Source organism: Pseudalkalibacillus hwajinpoensis, from assembly GCF_015234585.1.
Lineage (GTDB): Bacteria > Bacillota > Bacilli > Bacillales > Guptibacillaceae > Guptibacillus > Guptibacillus hwajinpoensis_B.
Map to the genome: position 1 here is coordinate 123,119 of NZ_JADFCM010000001.1, position 19,626 is coordinate 142,744.

General features: G+C 40.7%; 18 protein-coding genes. 10 read left to right on the plus strand and 8 right to left on the minus strand.

From position 1 onward, the window contains the following. Window positions 1–162: 162 nt before the first annotated feature. The 3 genes from IQ283_RS00560 to IQ283_RS00570 are packed head-to-tail and all read right to left on the minus strand — an operon-like array spanning window position 163 to window position 3,942. Window positions 163–1,542 (minus strand): PTS ascorbate transporter subunit IIC, encoded by a 1,380-nt coding sequence (locus tag IQ283_RS00560; protein ID WP_194218233.1) that lies wholly within the window; start codon window positions 1,540–1,542, stop codon window positions 163–165. Window positions 1,543–1,546: 4 nt separating this feature from the next. After that, complete coding sequence (locus IQ283_RS00565) at window positions 1,547–1,822, minus strand: PTS sugar transporter subunit IIB (protein ID WP_160918338.1); 276 nt, start codon at window positions 1,820–1,822, stop codon at window positions 1,547–1,549. Window positions 1,823–1,836: 14 nt separating this feature from the next. Next, entirely contained in the window at window positions 1,837–3,942 is a 2,106-nt protein-coding gene (locus IQ283_RS00570; protein WP_194218234.1) for a BglG family transcription antiterminator, read from the minus strand. A gap of 364 nt (window positions 3,943–4,306) precedes the next feature. Between IQ283_RS00570 and IQ283_RS00575 the strand changes: the two genes are divergently transcribed. The 3 genes from IQ283_RS00575 to IQ283_RS00585 all read left to right on the plus strand — a co-directional run bounded on the left by IQ283_RS00575 (window position 4,307) and on the right by IQ283_RS00585 (window position 7,268). After that, on the plus strand, window positions 4,307–5,344 hold the full coding sequence (locus IQ283_RS00575; RefSeq protein WP_194218235.1) for an aldose epimerase family protein: 1,038 nt from the start codon (window positions 4,307–4,309) through the stop codon (window positions 5,342–5,344). A 310-nt stretch (window positions 5,345–5,654) separates the two neighbouring features. After that, window positions 5,655–6,563: a DUF6612 family protein gene (locus IQ283_RS00580; protein WP_194218236.1), complete on the plus strand. Its 909-nt coding sequence runs from the start codon at window positions 5,655–5,657 to the stop codon at window positions 6,561–6,563. Between the two features lie 72 nt (window positions 6,564–6,635). Further along, window positions 6,636–7,268, plus strand: a complete 633-nt coding sequence (locus IQ283_RS00585) for a class D sortase (RefSeq protein WP_194218237.1) — start codon at window positions 6,636–6,638, stop codon at window positions 7,266–7,268. Window positions 7,269–7,330: 62 nt separating this feature from the next. Here IQ283_RS00585 and IQ283_RS00590 read toward each other — a convergent pair whose 3' ends face one another. After that, window positions 7,331–7,618: a hypothetical protein gene (locus IQ283_RS00590; RefSeq protein WP_194218238.1), complete on the minus strand. Its 288-nt coding sequence runs from the start codon at window positions 7,616–7,618 to the stop codon at window positions 7,331–7,333. Window positions 7,619–7,844: 226 nt separating this feature from the next. Between IQ283_RS00590 and IQ283_RS00595 the strand changes: the two genes are divergently transcribed. The 3 genes from IQ283_RS00595 (at window position 7,845) to IQ283_RS00605 (ending at window position 10,563) form a co-directional block, all read left to right on the plus strand. Next, window positions 7,845–9,077, plus strand: a complete 1,233-nt coding sequence (locus IQ283_RS00595; RefSeq protein WP_194218239.1) for a dicarboxylate/amino acid:cation symporter — start codon at window positions 7,845–7,847, stop codon at window positions 9,075–9,077. A gap of 216 nt (window positions 9,078–9,293) precedes the next feature. Next, the gene (locus tag IQ283_RS00600) at window positions 9,294–10,106 is read left to right on the plus strand and encodes a DUF3100 domain-containing protein (protein WP_242057209.1); all 813 of its coding nucleotides are present in this window, start codon (window positions 9,294–9,296) and stop codon (window positions 10,104–10,106) included. Between the two features lies 1 nt (window position 10,107). After that, the gene (locus IQ283_RS00605; RefSeq protein ID WP_194218241.1) at window positions 10,108–10,563 is read left to right on the plus strand and encodes a hypothetical protein; all 456 of its coding nucleotides are present in this window, start codon (window positions 10,108–10,110) and stop codon (window positions 10,561–10,563) included. Between the two features lie 53 nt (window positions 10,564–10,616). Here the strand turns inward: IQ283_RS00605 and IQ283_RS00610 are convergent, their stop codons facing one another. After that, window positions 10,617–11,726, minus strand: a complete 1,110-nt coding sequence (locus IQ283_RS00610) for a DUF2515 family protein (RefSeq protein ID WP_194218242.1) — start codon at window positions 11,724–11,726, stop codon at window positions 10,617–10,619. A gap of 301 nt (window positions 11,727–12,027) precedes the next feature. On the opposite strand from IQ283_RS00610, the gene IQ283_RS00615 reads away from it, so the two are divergent. Continuing rightward, window positions 12,028–13,149 carry an HD domain-containing phosphohydrolase gene (locus IQ283_RS00615; protein ID WP_194218243.1) on the plus strand — a complete coding sequence of 374 codons (1,122 nt, stop codon included), beginning with the start codon at window positions 12,028–12,030 and terminating at the stop codon, window positions 13,147–13,149. A gap of 28 nt (window positions 13,150–13,177) precedes the next feature. Here the strand turns inward: IQ283_RS00615 and IQ283_RS00620 are convergent, their stop codons facing one another. Both IQ283_RS00620 and IQ283_RS00625 read right to left on the minus strand, forming a co-directional pair. Continuing rightward, window positions 13,178–14,122: an ATP-grasp domain-containing protein gene (locus tag IQ283_RS00620; protein ID WP_194218244.1), complete on the minus strand. Its 945-nt coding sequence runs from the start codon at window positions 14,120–14,122 to the stop codon at window positions 13,178–13,180. A 141-nt stretch (window positions 14,123–14,263) separates the two neighbouring features. Further along, window positions 14,264–15,496 carry an aminopeptidase gene (locus IQ283_RS00625; protein ID WP_194218245.1) on the minus strand — a complete coding sequence of 411 codons (1,233 nt, stop codon included), beginning with the start codon at window positions 15,494–15,496 and terminating at the stop codon, window positions 14,264–14,266. Between the two features lie 257 nt (window positions 15,497–15,753). Between IQ283_RS00625 and msrB the strand changes: the two genes are divergently transcribed. The 3 genes from msrB (at window position 15,754) to IQ283_RS00640 (ending at window position 18,848) form a co-directional block, all read left to right on the plus strand. After that, window positions 15,754–16,710: a peptide-methionine (R)-S-oxide reductase MsrB gene (gene msrB / locus IQ283_RS00630; RefSeq protein ID WP_194218246.1), complete on the plus strand. Its 957-nt coding sequence runs from the start codon at window positions 15,754–15,756 to the stop codon at window positions 16,708–16,710. Next, the gene (locus IQ283_RS00635) at window positions 16,707–17,663 is read left to right on the plus strand and encodes an NAD(P)/FAD-dependent oxidoreductase (protein ID WP_194218247.1); all 957 of its coding nucleotides are present in this window, start codon (window positions 16,707–16,709) and stop codon (window positions 17,661–17,663) included. The genes msrB and IQ283_RS00635 overlap by 4 nt, the downstream gene beginning before the upstream one ends. A gap of 135 nt (window positions 17,664–17,798) precedes the next feature. Continuing rightward, window positions 17,799–18,848, plus strand: coding sequence for a GGDEF domain-containing protein (locus IQ283_RS00640; protein WP_194218248.1), 1,050 nt, complete (start codon window positions 17,799–17,801; stop codon window positions 18,846–18,848). Here IQ283_RS00640 and IQ283_RS00645 read toward each other — a convergent pair. After that, the gene (locus IQ283_RS00645) at window positions 18,845–19,573 is read right to left on the minus strand and encodes an MBL fold metallo-hydrolase (protein ID WP_194218249.1); all 729 of its coding nucleotides are present in this window, start codon (window positions 19,571–19,573) and stop codon (window positions 18,845–18,847) included. The genes IQ283_RS00640 and IQ283_RS00645 overlap by 4 nt on opposite strands. Between the last annotated feature and the right edge of the window lie 53 nt (window positions 19,574–19,626).

The following is a 19,626-nucleotide window of genomic DNA, read 5'->3' on the forward strand; positions in this document are numbered from 1 at the left end:
TTAATCTTTGGCACGCAAATTGGAATGGCTGATTTTTCAACGTTAGAGAGAATGTATTTCCAATGGCTAGGATCAGCTAGTTTATATGGTATCTGCGGAAAAGTATTTGGCGTAGTATGAAAGAGACCATCCCTTTAATTAGGGATGGTCTCTTTCAATCATCTACATAGCTTCATGTTTTTCTTCTAAATTATTCTTCGCTGAAGAACGTTTAATTAAGCCAGTCCCTACAAATAAAGCAATTAGTATCGCAGCAACGATCACAAGGAATAGAACGTTAGAAGATAGCAGTTCAATCAAGCCACCGAGAAGGAGTCCAACTACACCGAAATCTGAATCTCCGAACGTCGTTCCTTGAAATCCAAGTGAACCAAGCACTGGCAGAAGTAGTGCTGGTAAGAAGCTGATGATTACACCATTAGCCATCGAGCCAAATACTGCTCCTTTACGCCCGCCAGTCGCATTACCGAATACGCCAGCTGCGGCACCGGTAAAGAAGTGAGGCACAAGACCTGGGACAATCACTTTTAGACCTAAGATCGGTAGAAGGAACATGCTGAGTAGTCCTGCTACAAAGCTAAAGAAGAAACCGATGATGACCGCATTGTTTGCGAATGGGAACACAGACGGGGCATCAAGTGCTGGAATCGCATTTGGTACGATTTTATCTGCAATTCCTTTAAAGGCTGGCACAATCTCAGATAGGAGCATTCTTACACCCGCTAAAATGATGTACACTCCAGCTGCAAACGTTAACGCTTGCATAAATGAGAAGACTAAGAAGTTTGTTCCACCGCTTAGCTCGGATTCGATGAACGCAGGCCCTGTGAAAAGAGCGACTACGAAGAAGAGAATCGCCATCGTAAGAGAAACGGATACAGATGTGTCTCGCAAGAAATTAAAAGACTTAGGTACTTTAATTTCCTCAGTAGATTTAGAGTTTTTACCAACTGCTTTTCCGACAGCAGCTGCGATTAGATAACCGAACGAGCCAAAGTGGCCGATCGCGAAATCATCGCTACCTGTAATTTTTCTTGTGTAAGGTTGTAGTAGGGCAGGTAAGAGGACCATCAGAGAACCAAGAATAATTGAACCAGTGACGATCATTGTTACGCCACTAAAGCCACCAGTTGAAAGAATAACAGCAATCAGACATGCCATGAACATGGTGTGATGACCAGTTAAGAAGATATACTTAAAAGGGGTAATGCGTGCTAGAAGAATGTTTGCTACCATTCCGAAAAGCATAATCATCGCTGTTTCTGCGCCGAACGCATCCTGTGCTAATGCTACAATCGCTTCATTATTCGGAATGATTCCTTGAATTTCAAAAGCGTGATCAAACATACTACTAAAGTTATCAAGGGAGGCGACAAGCACGCCAGCGCCTGCCCCCAAAATGACAAATCCCATGATCGTTTTTAATGTACCTGATATAACATTTGCGACATCTTTCTTTTGAAGAAGGAGACCAATAAGGGCAAATAACCCTACAAGAATCGCCGGTGTGCCTAGAATATCTTTCATTATAAGATCGACCATGATGTTATGCCCCTTTCAAATTTGCTTCAATCGCCGTCCTTAGTTCCTTTTTATCCATCAAATTATTTAGCTTAATGACATTTCGCTTGCCGTCTTCTAGATTTTCAACAATCTCTGTTGAGCCTAAGAAGTAATCGGCGTTCTCAGATTTACTAGTTGTAAGATCTGTATGATCAACCTCAGCTTCAATTCCAAGCTCGTTTAGGATACTTTTCACGTTCATTTCTACGATAAAGCTGCTTCCTAGTCCATTACCACATACAACAAGAATTTTTTTCATTTTTATTCTCTCCCTTAGTTTGAGTATTTTGATACGAGTTTAATAATTTCTTCTTTTTCCTCTGCACCATAAATCATTTCTAGGTTTTCTTCTTCTGACAGCAGCTCCGAAAGTTGAGCAAGAGCTTTTAGGTGCGTTTCGTTATCTACTGCAGCGAGTACGATTAACAACTTTACCTGATGCTTTTCTTTAGATGAAAAGGGAACCTCTTGATCTAATCGAAGCAAGCTCATACCAACCGTATTCACACCTTCTTCTGGACGGGCATGAGGAATAGCGATTCCTGGAGCGATGACTACATAAGGCCCCAAATCTTCTACATTTTTGATCATGGCATCGATATAAGAAGAGGTGATTTGCTCTGTCGCAAGAAGCGGCAGAGCTGCTGTCTTGATCGCTTCTTTCCAATCTGCTGTCTGCGTAGCAAATTGAATGGTTTCTTCATGTAGTAAGTCATTTAACATAGGTCGTTCAAACCTTTCTATTGATAAGCTGGTTGGTGATGGAGCAAATAACTGATGTAATTCATTTCTTAGTTCTTTCTCATTCGTAATCGTGCCATGTTTTTTCATGATTTCAACGATCACATCTGGGTTCAAGTCAGTTTCTTCATGAGAAGTTGTTTGTACTTCCTCCATCCAATGAAGGATTTTCTCTTTTCCCTGCTGTGTCAAAATGGGATTCACCGTTAAGACAGGTAACGTGTCATGTTCCAATGGTGATGTTGAGAAGACATAATCCACGTCGTAGTGGTTTTGTATGAATTGTCTTCTTGATACTGTCCCGATGACTTCCACATTTGTGAGAAGCTTTTCAAGCTGTCCTCTTAAAATATTTGATGTACCAATTCCTTTTTCACAAACGATAATCGCTTTTCCGAACGTCACTTCCGGAAGCTCTTCCTTCTGCATCCATGCTCCAAAGTGCATCGCTAGATAAGCGAGCTCATCATCTGGTAGCTTTTGAGACATCATCAATTCGATCGGCCAAACGGCACGTTTCGTAATGGAAAAGACATCTGGATATTCCTGTTGTACCGACTCTGTTAGTTCGTTTGTAATTGGAACATGATATTTCAATCGATAGTACGTTGGTTTAAGGTGAAGAAAAAGAGCTTCCTCTAGTTCATTGCGCTGTTCGAATAAGACACAAGCGTAAACTTGAAATTCATTAACGATCTCTCTAACAACTTTTCTAAGCTTGTTACTTTCAAGGCTACCAACAGTGCCTACTTCAGAATAATTGACCCTTGAGCCAAGAAGGTGCATCGTGATAAAACCTATTTCATCCATTGATAGTGAGAGTTTGAATTGAACTTCTAATTCTTTTGCAATGCTCTTTGCTGCTTCAAATTCTCTCGTTGAACAAACAGCGTGTTTTTCATCTGGATCGAGCTGGATGCGATGCTCGCCTTTCAAACGTTGAAGAAGAACGACAAGCTGAATGGCTAGAACATCGATCGTATCGTCCGTTAGCTCTACTTTTAGAATCGGCTCCGCATTCATGATGATTTGCTTCATCGGTATGAGGTGCGAATAGGTGTGTTCATCACCGTTCTTTAAGAGCGGATAAAGAAAATTCGTCATTTCGGTTAATTGTCCGTTGGTGAGAACCTCGGACAGAAAACGACTCAATATTCTCCGCTTGTGTTCCTCTTTACCTTCCACAACATAGCCGGTTGTTCTTTCAAATTGTAAAGTTAATGTTTCCTCGGCCAGAACTTTTTTCACAAGCTTTAAGTCCTTAGCGACTGTGCCGCGACTTACTTGAGTACGTTCCATAAAGTTCTGCATAAAGACTGGTTTATCGTTTGTTAAGAGTTCAACGCCAATTAAGGTGATGCGTTCCGGTTGAGAATAGTGGTACTGCCATTCTTTTAGTTCCTTCATCAATTTAGGAACGGTCTGTTTGGTCTCTTCAGAGAGATAGTATCCCATTCCTTGTTTAGTTTGGATAATGGGTAGCTTGTTCTCATCTAGCCAATCGTTAATTTTTTGTAGGTCATAATGGACCGTTCGTTTTGATATTCCTAATTGGTCAATGACATGATCAACCGTAACTAACTCTGTTGCATTCACGAGCTTTGTTAGTAAAAATGTGCTTCTTTCATCAAGTGACATGGAGATCTCCAACTCCCTTACAATTGCAAAATGATACGGATGAAACAAATCATGATTTGATATTGCTAAGTATATAGGCGATAGAGTTAATATGAAAGGGTTTGCAATGTGTTGTTTTTGTATTTCGTCAATTTGCAAAAGTGAACAGATGTGGAATTGGAACGTGTTTGAAGAGAGAAGATTGAATCAATTCTTAGAAATAACCGTATATGTATGGAGTCAGTAGATTAACAAATAGGTAGGTGATATACTAACCAAAGTATTAAAAGAATCGATTCATTCTTTAGTTTTTCCACCCTAATTTTCCTAGAACCTTTTTAGATAATAGTCTTATAACTTTGCTTTATAAGGAGATGGAATACTTATGAATATATCCCAAGAAAACTTTGGAACGTTGAATGGTCAGGATGTAACATTATTTAAGTTGCAAACGAAAAGTGGTTTTGAAATTTCATGTATTGATTATGGATGCATTATTACACGTATTCTCAGCCCAAATAAGAATGGACAACTTGAAAATATAGTACTTGGTTATGACACCCTGGAAGAGTATCTAACTTGTTCCAATTATTTTGGAGCCGTTATTGGGAGAGTAGCTGGAAGAATTGAAGGCGGTTTCTTTGAATTAGATGGAAAAGAATTTCAATTACATAAAAACGATGCTAACAACCATCTTCATGGAGGTAGTAGAGGGTTTAATAGCGTAATTTGGAAATCCAAAGTGATTGAAAATCATCATGATGAGGGGACTATTGAATTTAAATATCATAGTGCTGATGGAGAAGAAGGTTATCCGGGCAATGTTGAAGTTGTTGTACGCTATACATTAAATAATCAAGATGAATTAACGATTCATTACAGTGCTACTTCTGACAAAGATACGATCATGAATTTAACAAACCATACTTATTTTAATTTAAGTGGGGATTTGAACGAAGATGTGTTAAATCACTCTTTAAAGTTAAAAAGCAACAAATTTCTTGAGTTAAATCACGACATGATACCGACTGGAAAACTAATAAACGTTGAAGGAACGTCTTTTGATTTTCGGGACAGGAAAAAATTGAGTGAGGGTGTGAATGATCCTCATGAGCAGAATTTATTAGTAGGCAAAGGGTATGATCATCCTTTTATTCTTGAAGATTACCCAGAAATTGAATTAAGTTCTGAAGGGCGGAAGCTGACCGTTGAAACGAGCGAGCCTTGTGTTGTTCTATATACAGGCAACAGCATAAGTGAAGGTTTCAAAATAAGAGAGGTTCCTTCAAAAAAATATTTAGGGGTATGTCTCGAGACGCAAAAACATCCCAATGCTATTAATCAACCAGAATTTCCGTCTGTTGTGCTAAGTGAAAACACACCATATGAATCAAAAACACGCTATAAATTTCAAACTAGGTAACCATAAATCCTCATCAAGTCCTTTTATATACAATGGTGTTAAAAGTACTATTTGTATCTCATATAGGATCTACCTTGATGTTATTGGAATCTTTTCTGATTCGTTATAGTTTGTCTCTCAAAACCAAGAAGCCTTTTATTCGGAGGCTCCTTGGTTTTTTATATAAAAATGTTTCGATTTATACAAACTGGGAAATTAAGGTATAGGTGAAAGAAACTGGTGATTACGAAAACCATCAGGTAGTTCCATACATAATGTAACGTCAGATCCCTAGCCTTCTCTTGCCAAAAAAATGAATTGGAGTGTTTGGATGTTAAAGAAGTTAGCCCCACTATCGTTAGCAGCAGTTGTTTTTGTAGGTGCCCCGTTTCACACCTCTGCAAAGGAAATGAGTGCGACGGACATTCTAAAGCAGTCGAATGAAGCAATGACTGAAATCGAGAGCTATTCTACAAAAACAAATATGGAACAATCGATTCCTCTTAAAGGTGAAACGATGTCCATTTCTAGCGAATCTGAAGCGGACATAACGCTGAAGCCTTTCGCAATGCATCAGGTTGTGACAACACAATCGCCTGAGGAAGGTGAAGTCTCACTAGAGTCTTATTGGACAGAGGAAGGTTTCTACCAGGAAGATCCTGAAAAGGGCTGGATTAAGATGCCTGAAGAACTGACGCAAGGTTTAGAAGAGCTTCAAAGCATGACGATGGTGGAAGGCCAGATGTCGCAAGCCGAAGAACTTGGTGAAGAGATGAGCGTTGAAGAAACTGGCGAAGGATTCGTTTTAACATATGAGGGCGACGGCAAGACGTTAATGGAAGCATCTATGAAAATGTTTGAAGAGAGTATGTCAGGTGAAGACTCCGGGTCAATGAAAGGACTTATGGAGCAGATGACGATTAATGATTTTAACTATGAAGTGACGATCGATAAAAAGACTTATTACATGAAGCAATTATCAATGGACATTGATATGGATATGGAAATCGAGGGAGAAAGCATGAATATGACTCAATCGATGGAAATGTCGGTAGACAACTATAACGGTGTTGATGAAATTACCGTTCCAGCTAATGTGATTGATTCGGCGAAGCCATTGGAGGGCGGACAAATGCCTGAAACGGCTACTGCCAATCCTATGCTTGCCTTAGGTGGAGCGTCTCTAGCTGTAATAGCAGGTGGCCTATTGGTTTTCAGAAGGAAAACACGTACTCAATAATCTATTGTGAAGAACCGCAAAGCATGATGCGGTTTTTTCCCTTTCTATAGGACGAGCAATTGAGGTGGAGAAATGAACAAAGTTTATGTTGTTTTGATGTGTGCAGGTCTATTTATAGCAGCCTTCTATGGCTATGAGTGGTGGCAGTCCACGCAAGCAGTTGAGCAAGTAGATGCTGAAGAGACTGAGAGGTGGAATACCGAAGAAGCAAGCGAAGTTCAGGAAATAGAAACGGCTAGTAGTCATTCAAAAGAGCAAGCGGTGGTAATGAGTAATGAAATAAATGCTTATGAGAAGGGCGAGGAAGTTGGTCGACTAATTATCCCTGCAATTGAAAAAGGATTTACTACTTATTGGGGAACAGATGAAGAAACGTTAAGTCAAGGTGTTGGGATGTACGTAAGTCAGTATACAACGACACCTGATCAGGGCCGCCATACCGTATTAAGTGGACATCGGGACACCGTTTTCACTGGTTTGAATAATGTTCAGAAAGATGATCCAATCTTTTTTGAATTCGATGGAAAACGATATGAGTACATCGTTGTCGGAATAAAGGTTGTTGATGAGGACGACAGGACGGTTATTGTCGACAAAGAAGAGGCGACATTAACGTTAACGACGTGCTATCCTTTTGAATTCATTGGGCACGCCCCTGAACGATATGTGATTCAATCTGAACTAGTGAACGTTATGGATATGTAGGTAACCCCGCCAGATAAACGAATGAAGCATATAAAAAAGTCCTGCCGTCTAGCAGGACTTTTTTATATGCGGGAAAGGGATGTAGAGGGTCGTAAACGCGGTCTGATCTCCTGGACAAGATGATCGCCTTTTCCTAATTCATTTAATTGTAATAAAGTATGCGCAATGTTTTCTTCTACTTCATACGTTAGTCCTGTGTTGTAATCAATTAGAAAATACATCTTTCCATCTTCAACTGTTCCGGATAAGAGCTCGTACTTATCGTATTCAAAATGGACCTCTGTTCCGTATTGCGTCATCTCAAGGTACGTTTCGAAAGGGGTGACGGGGAATACTTCTAATTTACTCATGTTCATCCTCCAGCTATTTTAATAGATTTTAATAAGCAGTCTATCCGAGTTTATCCTTCTCTATACATGAAAAAAGAGATTTAAAGAATGAAAGTTTTGTAGAGTGGGTTAAGCTCAGATATTTGGAGGTTAAAGCTAACATTTTGACTTATAGCTTATAGTGCTGTATCTTATTTCCTAGTAATTATATACGAATAATTCACATTCCTTTATTAGGAGGGAAATCATGAAGAATGTAATGAGAGGCTATTTGAATGCTTCGTTAATAGTAAAAATCACCGTTGCGCTAGTTCTCGGTATTATAGTTGGTCTTGTTTTTGGCAAGGATGCGGCCATTCTCGCTCCGCTTGGAGATTTATTAATTAAATTGCTATCGTTTCTTATTATCCCATTAATTCTATTTACATTGATTGTTGGTGTCAATCAAACGAAATTGAATAATCTCGGCCGTATGGGAGGTAAGGTGTTTCTATACTATGTTTTAACGTCTGCTTTAGCTATCATCGTTGGACTAACAGTAGCGACGTTATTTAATCCAGGTACAGGATTATCAATCGATCCTAACCAATCATTTGACGTTCCGGATAATCCTGGGATTGTAAGTGTTCTTTTAAATATCGTGCCATCAAACATCGTTACAGCGTTTAACGAGATGAACTTACTTGGAATTATTTTTACTGCTTTTGCTTTTGGTATCGCGATTTCTGCGCTGCGAAACTCAGAAGAACACGGTCAGCTCGGTGAGCACCTATATAAAGTAGTTGAAGGCTTGAATGAAGCGACTTTTAAAATTATGAATGTGATTCTGCAGTACGTTCCAATCGGAATTTTTGCAATCATTGCGAAAACAATTGGAAACCAGGGGTTGGATACGATTCTCTCACTCGGAAACATGATAGCTGTCCTTTATATTGCTTTAATTGTACAGATCGGAATATATGTACTGTTCTTGCTATTATTCAAAGTAAGTCCGAAAGAATTTTTTAGTAATGCAAGTAAGCCGATGATCACCGCTTTTGTTACGCAAAGTAGCTCTGGCACATTGCCACTTACGATGAACGCGGCGAAAGGGCTAGGGGTTTCGAAAAGTTTATATAGTTTTAGTTTGCCACTAGGTGCCACGATTAATATGGACGGAGCGGCAATCCGAATTGCGATATCTGCGGTGTTCGCTGCAAATGTCGTTGGCTCACCGCTAAGCTTTACAGACATGTTGATGGTCGTCATCGTTGGAACACTTGCCTCAATTGGTACAGCAGGTGTCCCTGGTGCAGGAATCGTCATGATCGCCACCGTGTTTGCTCAGGTTGGGTTACCGATGGAAACCGTTGCTTTATTAACAGCCGTGGATGCCTTAGTTGGAATGGGTGCCACTGGTCTTAATGTAACGGGAGATCTTGTTGGTGCTTCGATTATTAATCGAAAAGAAAGATTGGCAAAAGGGAAGACAGCTGAGTAATAAAAAGTCGGGCGATGCCTGGCTTTTTATTTTGGGCTAAATTTTATCTTAAAAAGGATAAAGACGATAGTGCCTGTATTTGTATCCGCTTCCTAAAAAAATTCAGGCTAAATCTCACCCCGTGTGTAAGAATAATCCATTTACTTTTAAGAATCTAAATATTAAGATAACAATAACTTTAGAGCTTTCATGCAGAAAAGGAAATGGGGGATACGGGTGTCAGATCAACTTAAGGGGATTTGGAAAGATTGGAGATTGCATTTACTTGTGTTTGGAATTGTTGCATTAACAGAATGGATTGGCGTTTTTCAATTTACAGTAGGGCCAGGCGTTATTCTATTATTGCCAATGCTGTACGCCATGCTTATTGGACTCGGTCTGTTTTTTACACCAGTTGTTAAAAAAACGCAGGCGCTTCATGCTGAACCGTTAATTGTGCTTGGTGTAACGTTACTTATCGCAAAAATCGGCGTGATTATTGGACCGTCTCTACCGAAATTAATCGAAGCAGGTCCCGCTTTGCTTCTGCAGGAATTCGGAAATTTAGGTACGATATTCATTGCTTTGCCAATTGCTGTTTTTCTTGGACTGAAGAGAGAAAGCATTGGCATGGCGCATTCTGTAGCAAGAGAGCCAAACGTTGGGCTGATTGTTGCTAAATATGGCTTTAATTCACCTGAAGGACGAGGCGTTATGGCCATTTATATATTTGGTACAGTCTTTGGGGCAGTATTTATGGGAGTGATATCTGGGTTCCTTGCGACAATTACACCGCTCCATCCATTATCGTTCGCAATGGCTTCTGGGATTGGAAGTGGAAGTATGATGGCCGCTGCAAGTGGTTCGCTCGTTGCTGCTTTTCCTGCATTTTCAGACGACATTATTGCATTTGCAGGTGCGAGCAATTTGCTGTCGCTCTCAACAGGCTTATACATGAGCATTTTCATAGGTCTTCCTTTAACAGAAAAAATGTATCAGCTGCTAACAAAAGAAAAGTCACCTCAGGCGAGCATGAGGAAAGGAGCATAAGATGCTATTAAAAAATGTACAAGAGTGGACGTTATTATTAGTGATTTTCGGCTTGATTGCAGCTGTGGGAAACTGGATTGGGTATAGTGTGTTTCCGGTTTCAGCATTACCTGGTATGCTCGTTTTAATTGTCATTTGTTTAGCTGGGCTTATTCTTCAGCACGTTCTTCCTGTGAATATTCCAAGTGTTGCTTACATTGGTATTATTGGAATTCTACTTTCGATGCCAATCATGCCAGGTTCTGAATATGTCGTAAAGTGGACGGAAAATATTAATATCCTTGCCCTTGCGACTCCTATATTAGCTTATGCTGGTATAGCAATCGGACGCTCCTGGACAGATTTTGTGAAGCTAGGCTGGCGAAGCGTAGTGGTCGCTATGTTTGTCATGGTAGGAACGTTTCTAGGTTCTGCCCTCATTGCTGAAGTAGTTTTGAGAATGCAAAACATAATCTAATCAGAAAAAAACTTCCAATGCGGAAGTTTTTTTATTGGAGAAGAACGGGACTTTTATATGCGACAGAGCTTTTCGAGGCATTCAATTGAGTGACAGTAGGTTTTCGCGACGTTTCCTGTCCAATCAGGAGCGGGTAACGAAAATAGGGACAGGGCTGAATCGTTTGTAAACCAATCCTCTCGATTGGGAGGCTCATGACTGACTTCCTTCCAAACAGATAAAAGAGGGCTATAAATACGCGGCCCTTCTGTTAGCATGCATTTTTCCATGGTGCGCTTTTCTCCCGGTATTCCTTCCTTTACCGGATGGAAAAAATGTGGCCAAAAGTCTTTTCGTGAACCAGTATGTGGATGATGTGATGCCCAATCTAAAATGGCATTGAAGATTTCTTGCTTAGAAAAGAGAATCTGGTAGAGACGCTTTCCAAGATGGATCCGTTCCTTAACATAAAGAAAATGATTGGCTGTTTCACCAATTAGCTGAATAGAGGTATTATGATTCCTCGGAAATAATATCACGTTCATATTGAAAACATTCTGTAGCTGAAAAGGCAATGTTTTAAAAACTGACTGATGGAAGACGTCATTCTTTATTATGCGTGAATCGATGTAGTGTTGTTCATTGATAATCAGAGCTGTTGAAAGGATATCACAGTCCTTTTCAATCCAGAACCTTCTCCAAACAACATTCATAAAAGAAGAGACGTGAAAAGCAGATAGTAGGTGAAAAAGTGGTTTCCTTCTTTTAATACTTTCTTGATAAACAAGAAGCTGAGGATAGGCATCCTGAAAAATAAGCCAGTTTCCTCGTTCCAAAAAAGAGAAGAAGGATATCTGCTGATCTACTGATAATAGGTGGGGGAGATATTCACCTTGTAGATCAGTCATTGTCCATCCTGCGTTCCGAGATACGAGATGGGCAAGGAAAGCCCAATGAATTTCTGGATGTTGGAAAAAGAAATTCAGATAAGCTTTTGTTCGAGTGACGTTATTCGCATTTGCACGCTCTGTTTTTTCACGAATGGCTAGAACGAGCTGCTGCTCCTCCGCAGATAAAGACGGGGGAGTTGAATGAGTTTTGCTTGCGTGTTTTAACTCGTACATGAGAGTTGCAGATAGACTCTTTTTCTTTTGTGGTGGAAAGAAAGTTAATAAGGATTTCACAACTTTTCCACTCCCTTGTTTGCCTTTCTATATACGTATGAATGTAGAATCAGGAAAGAAGAAAGTCTTACGCATGATTTTGATAATAAGGGATACCTACTCGGGTGAGTGAGATTAAATCGTTCATACTTGAAACACAAACACTGATCGTGATTGTAGGTTTTTCATCTTCCTTTATCTACCACTAAACTCTGGATAAGTGTATGATAGAAGTATTCATAAGATTAGCACTTTCGTATTTTACTATTTGGCTCATTCGCACGCGTAAAAATGAGCACGTTGAGGGAGGCCTAATTGCTACATGTCTCATGGCCGATTGAAGAGGGAGCTCCATTCTGAAGAGCTTCTCGAGATTATCTTTGATTATGCGTCTCGAATCACGATTGAGAACAATCCGGATCGACTTCTGATGCTTATGGCAGATATGGGAAGGGATATGACCGTTGCTGACAGATGTACACTCTGGCTATACGATGAAAAAACAGATGAATTATTGGCAAGAATTCCTCATGGTATGGAGAAAATTCGTGTTCCTGCCACGAGCGGACTTGTAGGCTACGTCTATCAAACAGCAAACTCACTCGTAATCGATGATGCTTATGAGGACAAGCGGTTTTGTGCAGAGTTGGATGTGAAGACAGGCTACCGAACGAAATCTGTCATGATGATTCCTCTGATGAATAAGCTAAATCAAAGGCTTGGAGTCTATCAGGTTATCAACAAATTAACCGCTGATGAAGTATTTACAGCTCAGGACGTAAAGTATTTGAGACTTGCAGCTTCTTATACAGCTCAAGCGCTCGAAGCTGTGTTAACGAACATTGAGATGGAAGAGGCTCAACGAGAGATCATTTTCAAAATGGGGGAAATTGGGGAAGTTCGTTCAAAGGAAACAGGAGCTCACGTTAAGCGAGTAGCGGAGTATGCAAAGTTTCTAGCGATGAAATGCGGATTGAGTGAAGAAGAAGCTGATCTCATTAAAGTAGCTTCACCGATGCATGACATCGGGAAGGTAGCCATTGCCGATGCGATTTTAAATAAGCCTGGTAAACTATCAGAAGAGGAGTTCATTGCAGTAAGGGAACATGCTAATATCGGCTATAACCTTTTGAAAAATTCTAATCGCAGTATACTAAAGGCAGCGGCCGTTATTGCCAAGGAGCACCATGAGCGTTGGGACGGCAAAGGTTATCCAGAGGGGCTAAGTGGCGACGACATCCACATCTATGGACGGATTGTTTCTGTTGCTGATGTTTTTGATGCGCTCGCTACGGATCGTCCTTATAAAAAGGCGTGGAACGCAGAAAAAATCCTCGCTCATTTTAGAAAGGAGCGAGGATGTCAGTTTGATCCTAATCTTATTGACGTTTTTTTAGCAAATATGGACGGTTTTCTCCAGATCAAAGAGCAATACGAAGATTAAGAAGCAACAAGAGCGCCCGCGGCGCTCTTTATTTTTGTAGAGAATGAAGGTTAGAAAGTTCCTGTGCGAGCGTTTCAGCGATGGCTTTCATCCCAGAAATACCTGCTTTTTTCTCTGCATCGGCATTGTAGTTCGTATTTGTATTCACATCATAAGTAAACAAATCGCCACGCTCATTTTGAATGCATTCAATTCCTGCAAAGGCGATGCCGTTGGCTTTTAAGAATGCTTCATAATTGGCTAAAACAGGATGATCGAAGTTTTCAATGATTTCAAATTTAGGAGCGGGTTCTTCTGTTGTCGGACAAAAAGAATCCCCAACCTGACAAGCATCAGCTGGACATAACTCAAAACCTTCAGACGTATCGACACGAACGGCATAGAGGAATTTCCCGCCGACGAACTCACAGCGAGTAATCGAAGCGTCAGGAGCCTGAATGTACTGCTGAAGCAATGTGATCCCATCAATCGAATCTTCAAACGCATCACTCATCACATAGCCCTTCAACGTCTCTTGATTGTTAAAAAGCTGAACGCCGAGTCCTTTTCCAGCTCGGTTATGCTTCGTAATAAATGGCTCAGAAAATTCATCAGCTGCGTTCACAAGATGATCCTTTCCGACAGCGGCAATCGTTTTTGGTGTAACGACCCCATGTTTTCTAAGGGCTGAGTATTGGGCAACTTTACTGACTTCAAGGGCTAGTGCGCGGCTATCGTTTAATACTCTCCGCCCATGACTCTCAAGCCATGATAGTACTGCTGCAGTATATTCGGGTGCATAGCGATGATCACGAGTGTGGGAGGAAGCACTCATCCGATTATAGAAAACACCATCTGGTGGTACGTCACTTAAGTCAAAATTCCCTTCGCTCAGAAACCAATCTTCATATGGGACGTTAAACTGTTCAAGTTCATGCTTAAGGGGTTTTGTCCATTCCTCGTTCTCATGAATGATATATATTTTTGCGCTCATCTAATAACCTCCTTTTTTAATAACCGTTAAAACCTATCATTTTACTCAAGTATAAAGGAGTTTTCATCATAATCCCAGTGAAAACGTTCTATCACATGTCCCAAAATAAAAAAGCAGAGCTCGTTGGCTCTGCTTTAAATACTAAATTGCCCAGTTTCCTTTGCGGAACACTGGTTCACTTGTCCCGTCTTCTTTGATTCCGTCAATATCCATTTCTTTTGACCCGATCATAAAGTCGACGTGCGTTACACTTTCGTTAGCTCCTGCCGCTTTAAGCTCTTCTTTCGACATGGTTTTTCCACCTTCAAGACAGAAGGAATAAGCATTCCCAATCGCAAGGTGATTCGAAGCATTTTCATCGAAGAGCGTGTTGAAGAAAATGATTTCTGCATTCGAGATCGGTGAATCATGAGGAACGAGCGCAACTTCACCGAGATAGTGTGCACCTTCATCCGTTTCAATTAGATGCTGAAGTGTTTCATTGCCGTTCTTCGCTTCTGCTTTTACAATGCGTCCTTCTTCAAATGTAAGCGTGAAGTCCTCAATGACTGTTCCGCCGTAGCTAAGGGGCTTTGTTGAGGAAACAACGCCGTTCACACCAGTTTTATTCGGAATTGTAAACACTTCTTCTGTTGGCATGTTCGCAACAAAATGATCGCCTTTCACATTCTCGCTGATTCCGCCAACCCACTGATGAGCCTTTGGAAGTTCAATAGTGAGGTCTGTTCCCGGCGCACGATAGTGAAGTTTGCTGTAATGCTTATTGTTTAGATAATCTACCTTTTGTTCAAGGTTAGCACTGTGCTCTTTCCATGCCTGAACCGGATCGCCAGTTGAAACACGAGTGGCCTGGAAAATGGCTTCCCATAACTTTTCTTCCTGTTCTTCCTCTGGTGCGTCAGGGAACACTTTCTGAGCCCATCCTTTAGAAGGAACGGCAACAACTGACCAGCTATTATGATCAGACATCATATAGTTGCGGTACCCTTCCATCGCTTTGCCTGCTGTCTTGCTTGCATTCGAAATGCGTTCAGGGTCTACACCTTTTAAAAGGTCTGGATTAGAAGAGGTGATTGAGAGAAAAGCCGCTCCATTCTCTGCCATCTCTTCAAACCCTTTCGCTTTCCAGGTCGGAAATTCCTTGAATGCTTCGTCAGGTGCTTTGTCAAACTTAATACGAGTTAAGGTTTCATCGTTCCATTCAACGTGGACATTTTTAGCTCCAGCTTCATAAGCGCTTTCAGCAATGTTCCGAACAAATTCGGCTGATGTCAGAGGAGCGTTTACAACAAGAGTTTGTCCTTGTTGAATATTTACACCTACTTTAACCGCTAAATCTGCGTATTTCTGTAGATTCTCTTGAAACGTAGCCATAGTCGAAGATCTCCTTTTCACGTAGTTATACCTTTAAATTGTAGCAGATTTCTTGATTTTTAGTAAATTATTCCCTGATTACCTACTCATAAAGCAAGTTTCTGGCAATAAACCGTCCATTTCGGATATGTTATATGTAAAGTGAAAACTTCCATCAGAGGGAGGTGCTTTATTTCCTTCTGATGGTTAGATGAACCAATCGGACCTTTAGTAGCACTTAAGGGTAGAATAAATCTTCTATATTGGAGTGGTAGAGAATGAGTACGAATTATGAGCTTGCAACATTTGCTGGAGGCTGTTTCTGGTGTATGGTTGAGCCATTTGAAGAAATGCCGGGCATTCAAAGCATCGTATCTGGCTATACAGGCGGAGAGAAGCCTTATCCAACATACGAAGAAGTCATTTCGAAAACTACCGGTCATGTTGAGGCCGTTCAAATTACCTTTGATCCTAACGTCTTTCCATACACTAAACTACTTGATCTATTTTGGCGTCAAATTGACCCAACAGATGCAGGAGGACAGTTCTTTGACCGCGGTGACACGTACATTACAGCGGTTTATTATCATAATGAAGAGCAAGAGAAACTGGCTGAAGAGTCTCGTAAGGAGCTAGAAGAAAGCGGACGCTTCTCAAAACCGATCGTGACAAAAATCCTCCCAGCCAAGCCATTTTACCCGGCTGAAGATTATCATCAGGATTACCATAAGAAAAATCCTGCCCACTACAATCGCTACAAAAAAGGATCAGGTCGCGCTGATTTCATAGAGAAAAACTGGGCATATAAGAAAAACGATGACGAACTTCGCAGTCGTTTAACAGATATTCAATACGAAGTGACACAAAAAAATGGAACAGAGCGTCCGTTCCAGAATGAGTATTACGATAATGCCAAACCAGGTATCTATGTTGACATTGTTTCTGGTGAACCATTGTTTAGCTCAACGGATCAATATGATGCTGGCTGTGGCTGGCCAAGTTTTACGCAGCCGATCAACAATCATTTTGTGAAAGAAAAGAAGGATTTCAGTCACTTTATGATTCGAACGGAGGTGCGAAGCAAGGAAGCTGATTCTCATCTCGGTCACGTATTTAATGATGGTCCTTTAGAGAATGGTCTTCGCTATTGCATTAATTCAGCAGCAATGAAATTCGTTCCAAAAGAAAGTCTTGAAGAAGAAGGGTACGGCGAATACCGAGTTCTATTTGAATGAGAAAAGTTGATGTTGCGATTGTAGGCGGCGGTATTGCTGGAATTTTTGCAGCAAGGAAATTAACCGAAGACGGGATTAATGTATTAGTACTTGATAAAAGCAAAAGTGTCGGTGGCCGGCTCGCAACGAGAAGAATAGGAGATGGTCGAGCTGATCATGGGGCACAATTTTTCACCGTTCGAACAGATCAGTTCCAGCAATTTGTCGATGAATGGGAACAGAACCAATGGATATCAAGGTGGTTTGGAGACAAACATGCAAGATACAAAGCGACAAACGGTATGAATCAATTAGTAAAGAACCTTGCTAGTGGAGTACCGCATCAATTAAATAGTAAAGTTGAGCGAATTGAGCGAGTCCAGGCAAGCCTTGTACTACTTACTCCACCAGCTCCCCAGACGCTTCAGCTTCTTGAAGTGAGTGACGTTCAAGTATCGGATCAATCGCTTCAGTCGCTCAACCAAATAACATTCGATCCTGCGGTAGTTGGCCTTCTGACTTTAAAAAAAGAAGACGAAACCAGGCTACTTCCTGAAGGGCATAAGGATTCAGGTTTGCCTGATGGCATCGAGCGTATGGTTGATAATCGTGTAAAAGGTATTTCGGATGAACGTATTATAACGGTCTATGCAACTCCTGATTTCTCAAAGAGTTTTTATCACTATGAGGATGAAGCTGTTTTGGCTGATATGCTGAAAAAGATAGAGCACTTGCTTCCCCTTGAGTCGTTGGTGTCTCAACAATTAAAAAGATGGCGTTATGCTCAAGCAGTGTACGTTCATGATCATCCGTTTCTAAACGTTTCTGATAAAGAGGCTGTCTTTGTAGCAGGGGATGCATTCTTACATGAAAATGATCAAACCGGACGAACGCGAATCGAAAGTGCTGTATTATCAGGATTAGCTGTAGCAGAAGAAATAAAGCAGTTGATGAAAAGGAAGACTTCCACGTGAAGTCTTCCTTTTTTCTGTATTCATCTTGTTCGAAAGTTTTGAAAACAGCCTATTGTTTCGTAACTTTTGCGTTATAATAAATGTAGTGGAAAAATTTTCATACTTGAAATAAATCAAGGTGAAAAGGGTGAAATAATGAATGTGATAACAGAAAACGACCATATAATTGAAAAGATTTTATCGCTTTTTCGATGGGTTTTTCTCCTCATTGCAGGGGCATATTATTATATTTTATTACAGGGAAATAGCATCGCTTTTTTGAGTTTGCTTATATTTGGTTTTGTTTATATGGCAGTCGCTGAATATGCGCTTCATCGAACGCCTTTAAATTCAAAACGATACCACTATATGACGAAAGTGAGTGTCGCTTTTGATTACGTCGCTTTTCTATGGCTTATTGTGTTAACTGGAGGCGGAGGGAGTCCACTCTTTCCCATCGGATATTTAATTATCCTCCATGTTGCAGTGTATTGGAAATTTAGCGGAGGTATGATTGCAGCGCTGTTTCTAGGTGTTGGTTATACAGGAGTTCTTATTTTTAGCGGTTATTCGTTTACGGGGGAGGATCTAATTTCATACCTTCTAGATTTTATGTTCCTTATATTTATGGGGATTCTTGGCGGGATTATCGTTTCGAGAGAACGGAAGATGCGCTCTAAGAATACTCAATTAGAAGACATTGCGCGGAAAGATTTTTTAACGGATCTATACAATCATCGCTCCTTTCAAGAAGATTTGCGTCACTGTGCGGAGCGAGAGAAGCCGATCCTCGTTGTTATTGCCGATTTAGACTATTTTAAATCAGTAAATGATCAATTTGGGCATCTAGTTGGCGATAATGTGCTCCGTAAAATAGGCGAAGTATTAAACAAACAAATTGGAACAAAAGGCAGAGCGTATCGATATGGCGGAGAGGAATTAGCTATTTTGTTGGATGCTGAGGATGTAGAAGAAGCGAGAGAATGTTTGCTAAATATTCAAGTAGTCATCAGAAACATGACGTTCACCGCAAAGGGTGAATATTTTAGTGTGACAATGAGCTTTGGAACAGCACTTTATCCTCTAGAAAATGGCATTATTCCATGCATGAAACTCGCAGATGAGCGGTTATATCTCGCAAAAAAACAGGGGAGAAATCGAATTTATTGGTATGATCAATATACTGAAAAGGATCACGTCTACTAGCGTGATCCTTCTTTATTTATGATCGAGGTAACGATATGTTTAGATGAATTTTCGAAAAGTGAGAAGTAGTTCAGCACATGCCGACTTGGAAACAATTCTTTCTGAATGACGGATGCCGGCTTGCCATCGTTATGTTTTGCAAGAACCTGGTCTTGAATGGAAAGAAGATAGTAAAGCTTTTCTTCCAATCGTCTGCGCCCGTTGTGTAATATACCAGCATGCGAACAAAAAACGGTCTCAAACTCTTGTGATAGTACTTTTTGGAGCGATTGAATGACCTCTGGGATTGATTCAAACGCGAAAATGCTTTTTGGCTGACTCATGACGTAGAGATCACCTGTAAACAGCCAGCCTCGTTCCTTCTCAAGAAGGGCCATGTGATCTGGCGCGTGACCGGGCGTGTGAAGTAAATCAAATGTATGATGCTTTGTTACGATTCGATGCTTGATTCCCTTAGCTTCGAATGGTTTTCGGGAGCCCCAGAAAACGCGGCGATAAAGTGGGAGGTGAGGTCTCGCACGACACAAAGGAATGCCTTCAGGATGAATATACATCGGCAGTCCTGAAGGAAGCACCGAAGCATTGCCTGTATGGTCTTCATGGTGATGCGTTAAGATTATTTGGGTATAGCTCTCCTTAGAGAGAAAATCCATTATTTCTTTTTGAAGGCGGCTAGGTCCGCAGTCGATCAAGAGCTCATCTACAAGGTACATATATACATTCATCCGAACGCCCCCAAGCTGAAAAGTCCCTTTTACAGCCTTAACCCCCTCGAATT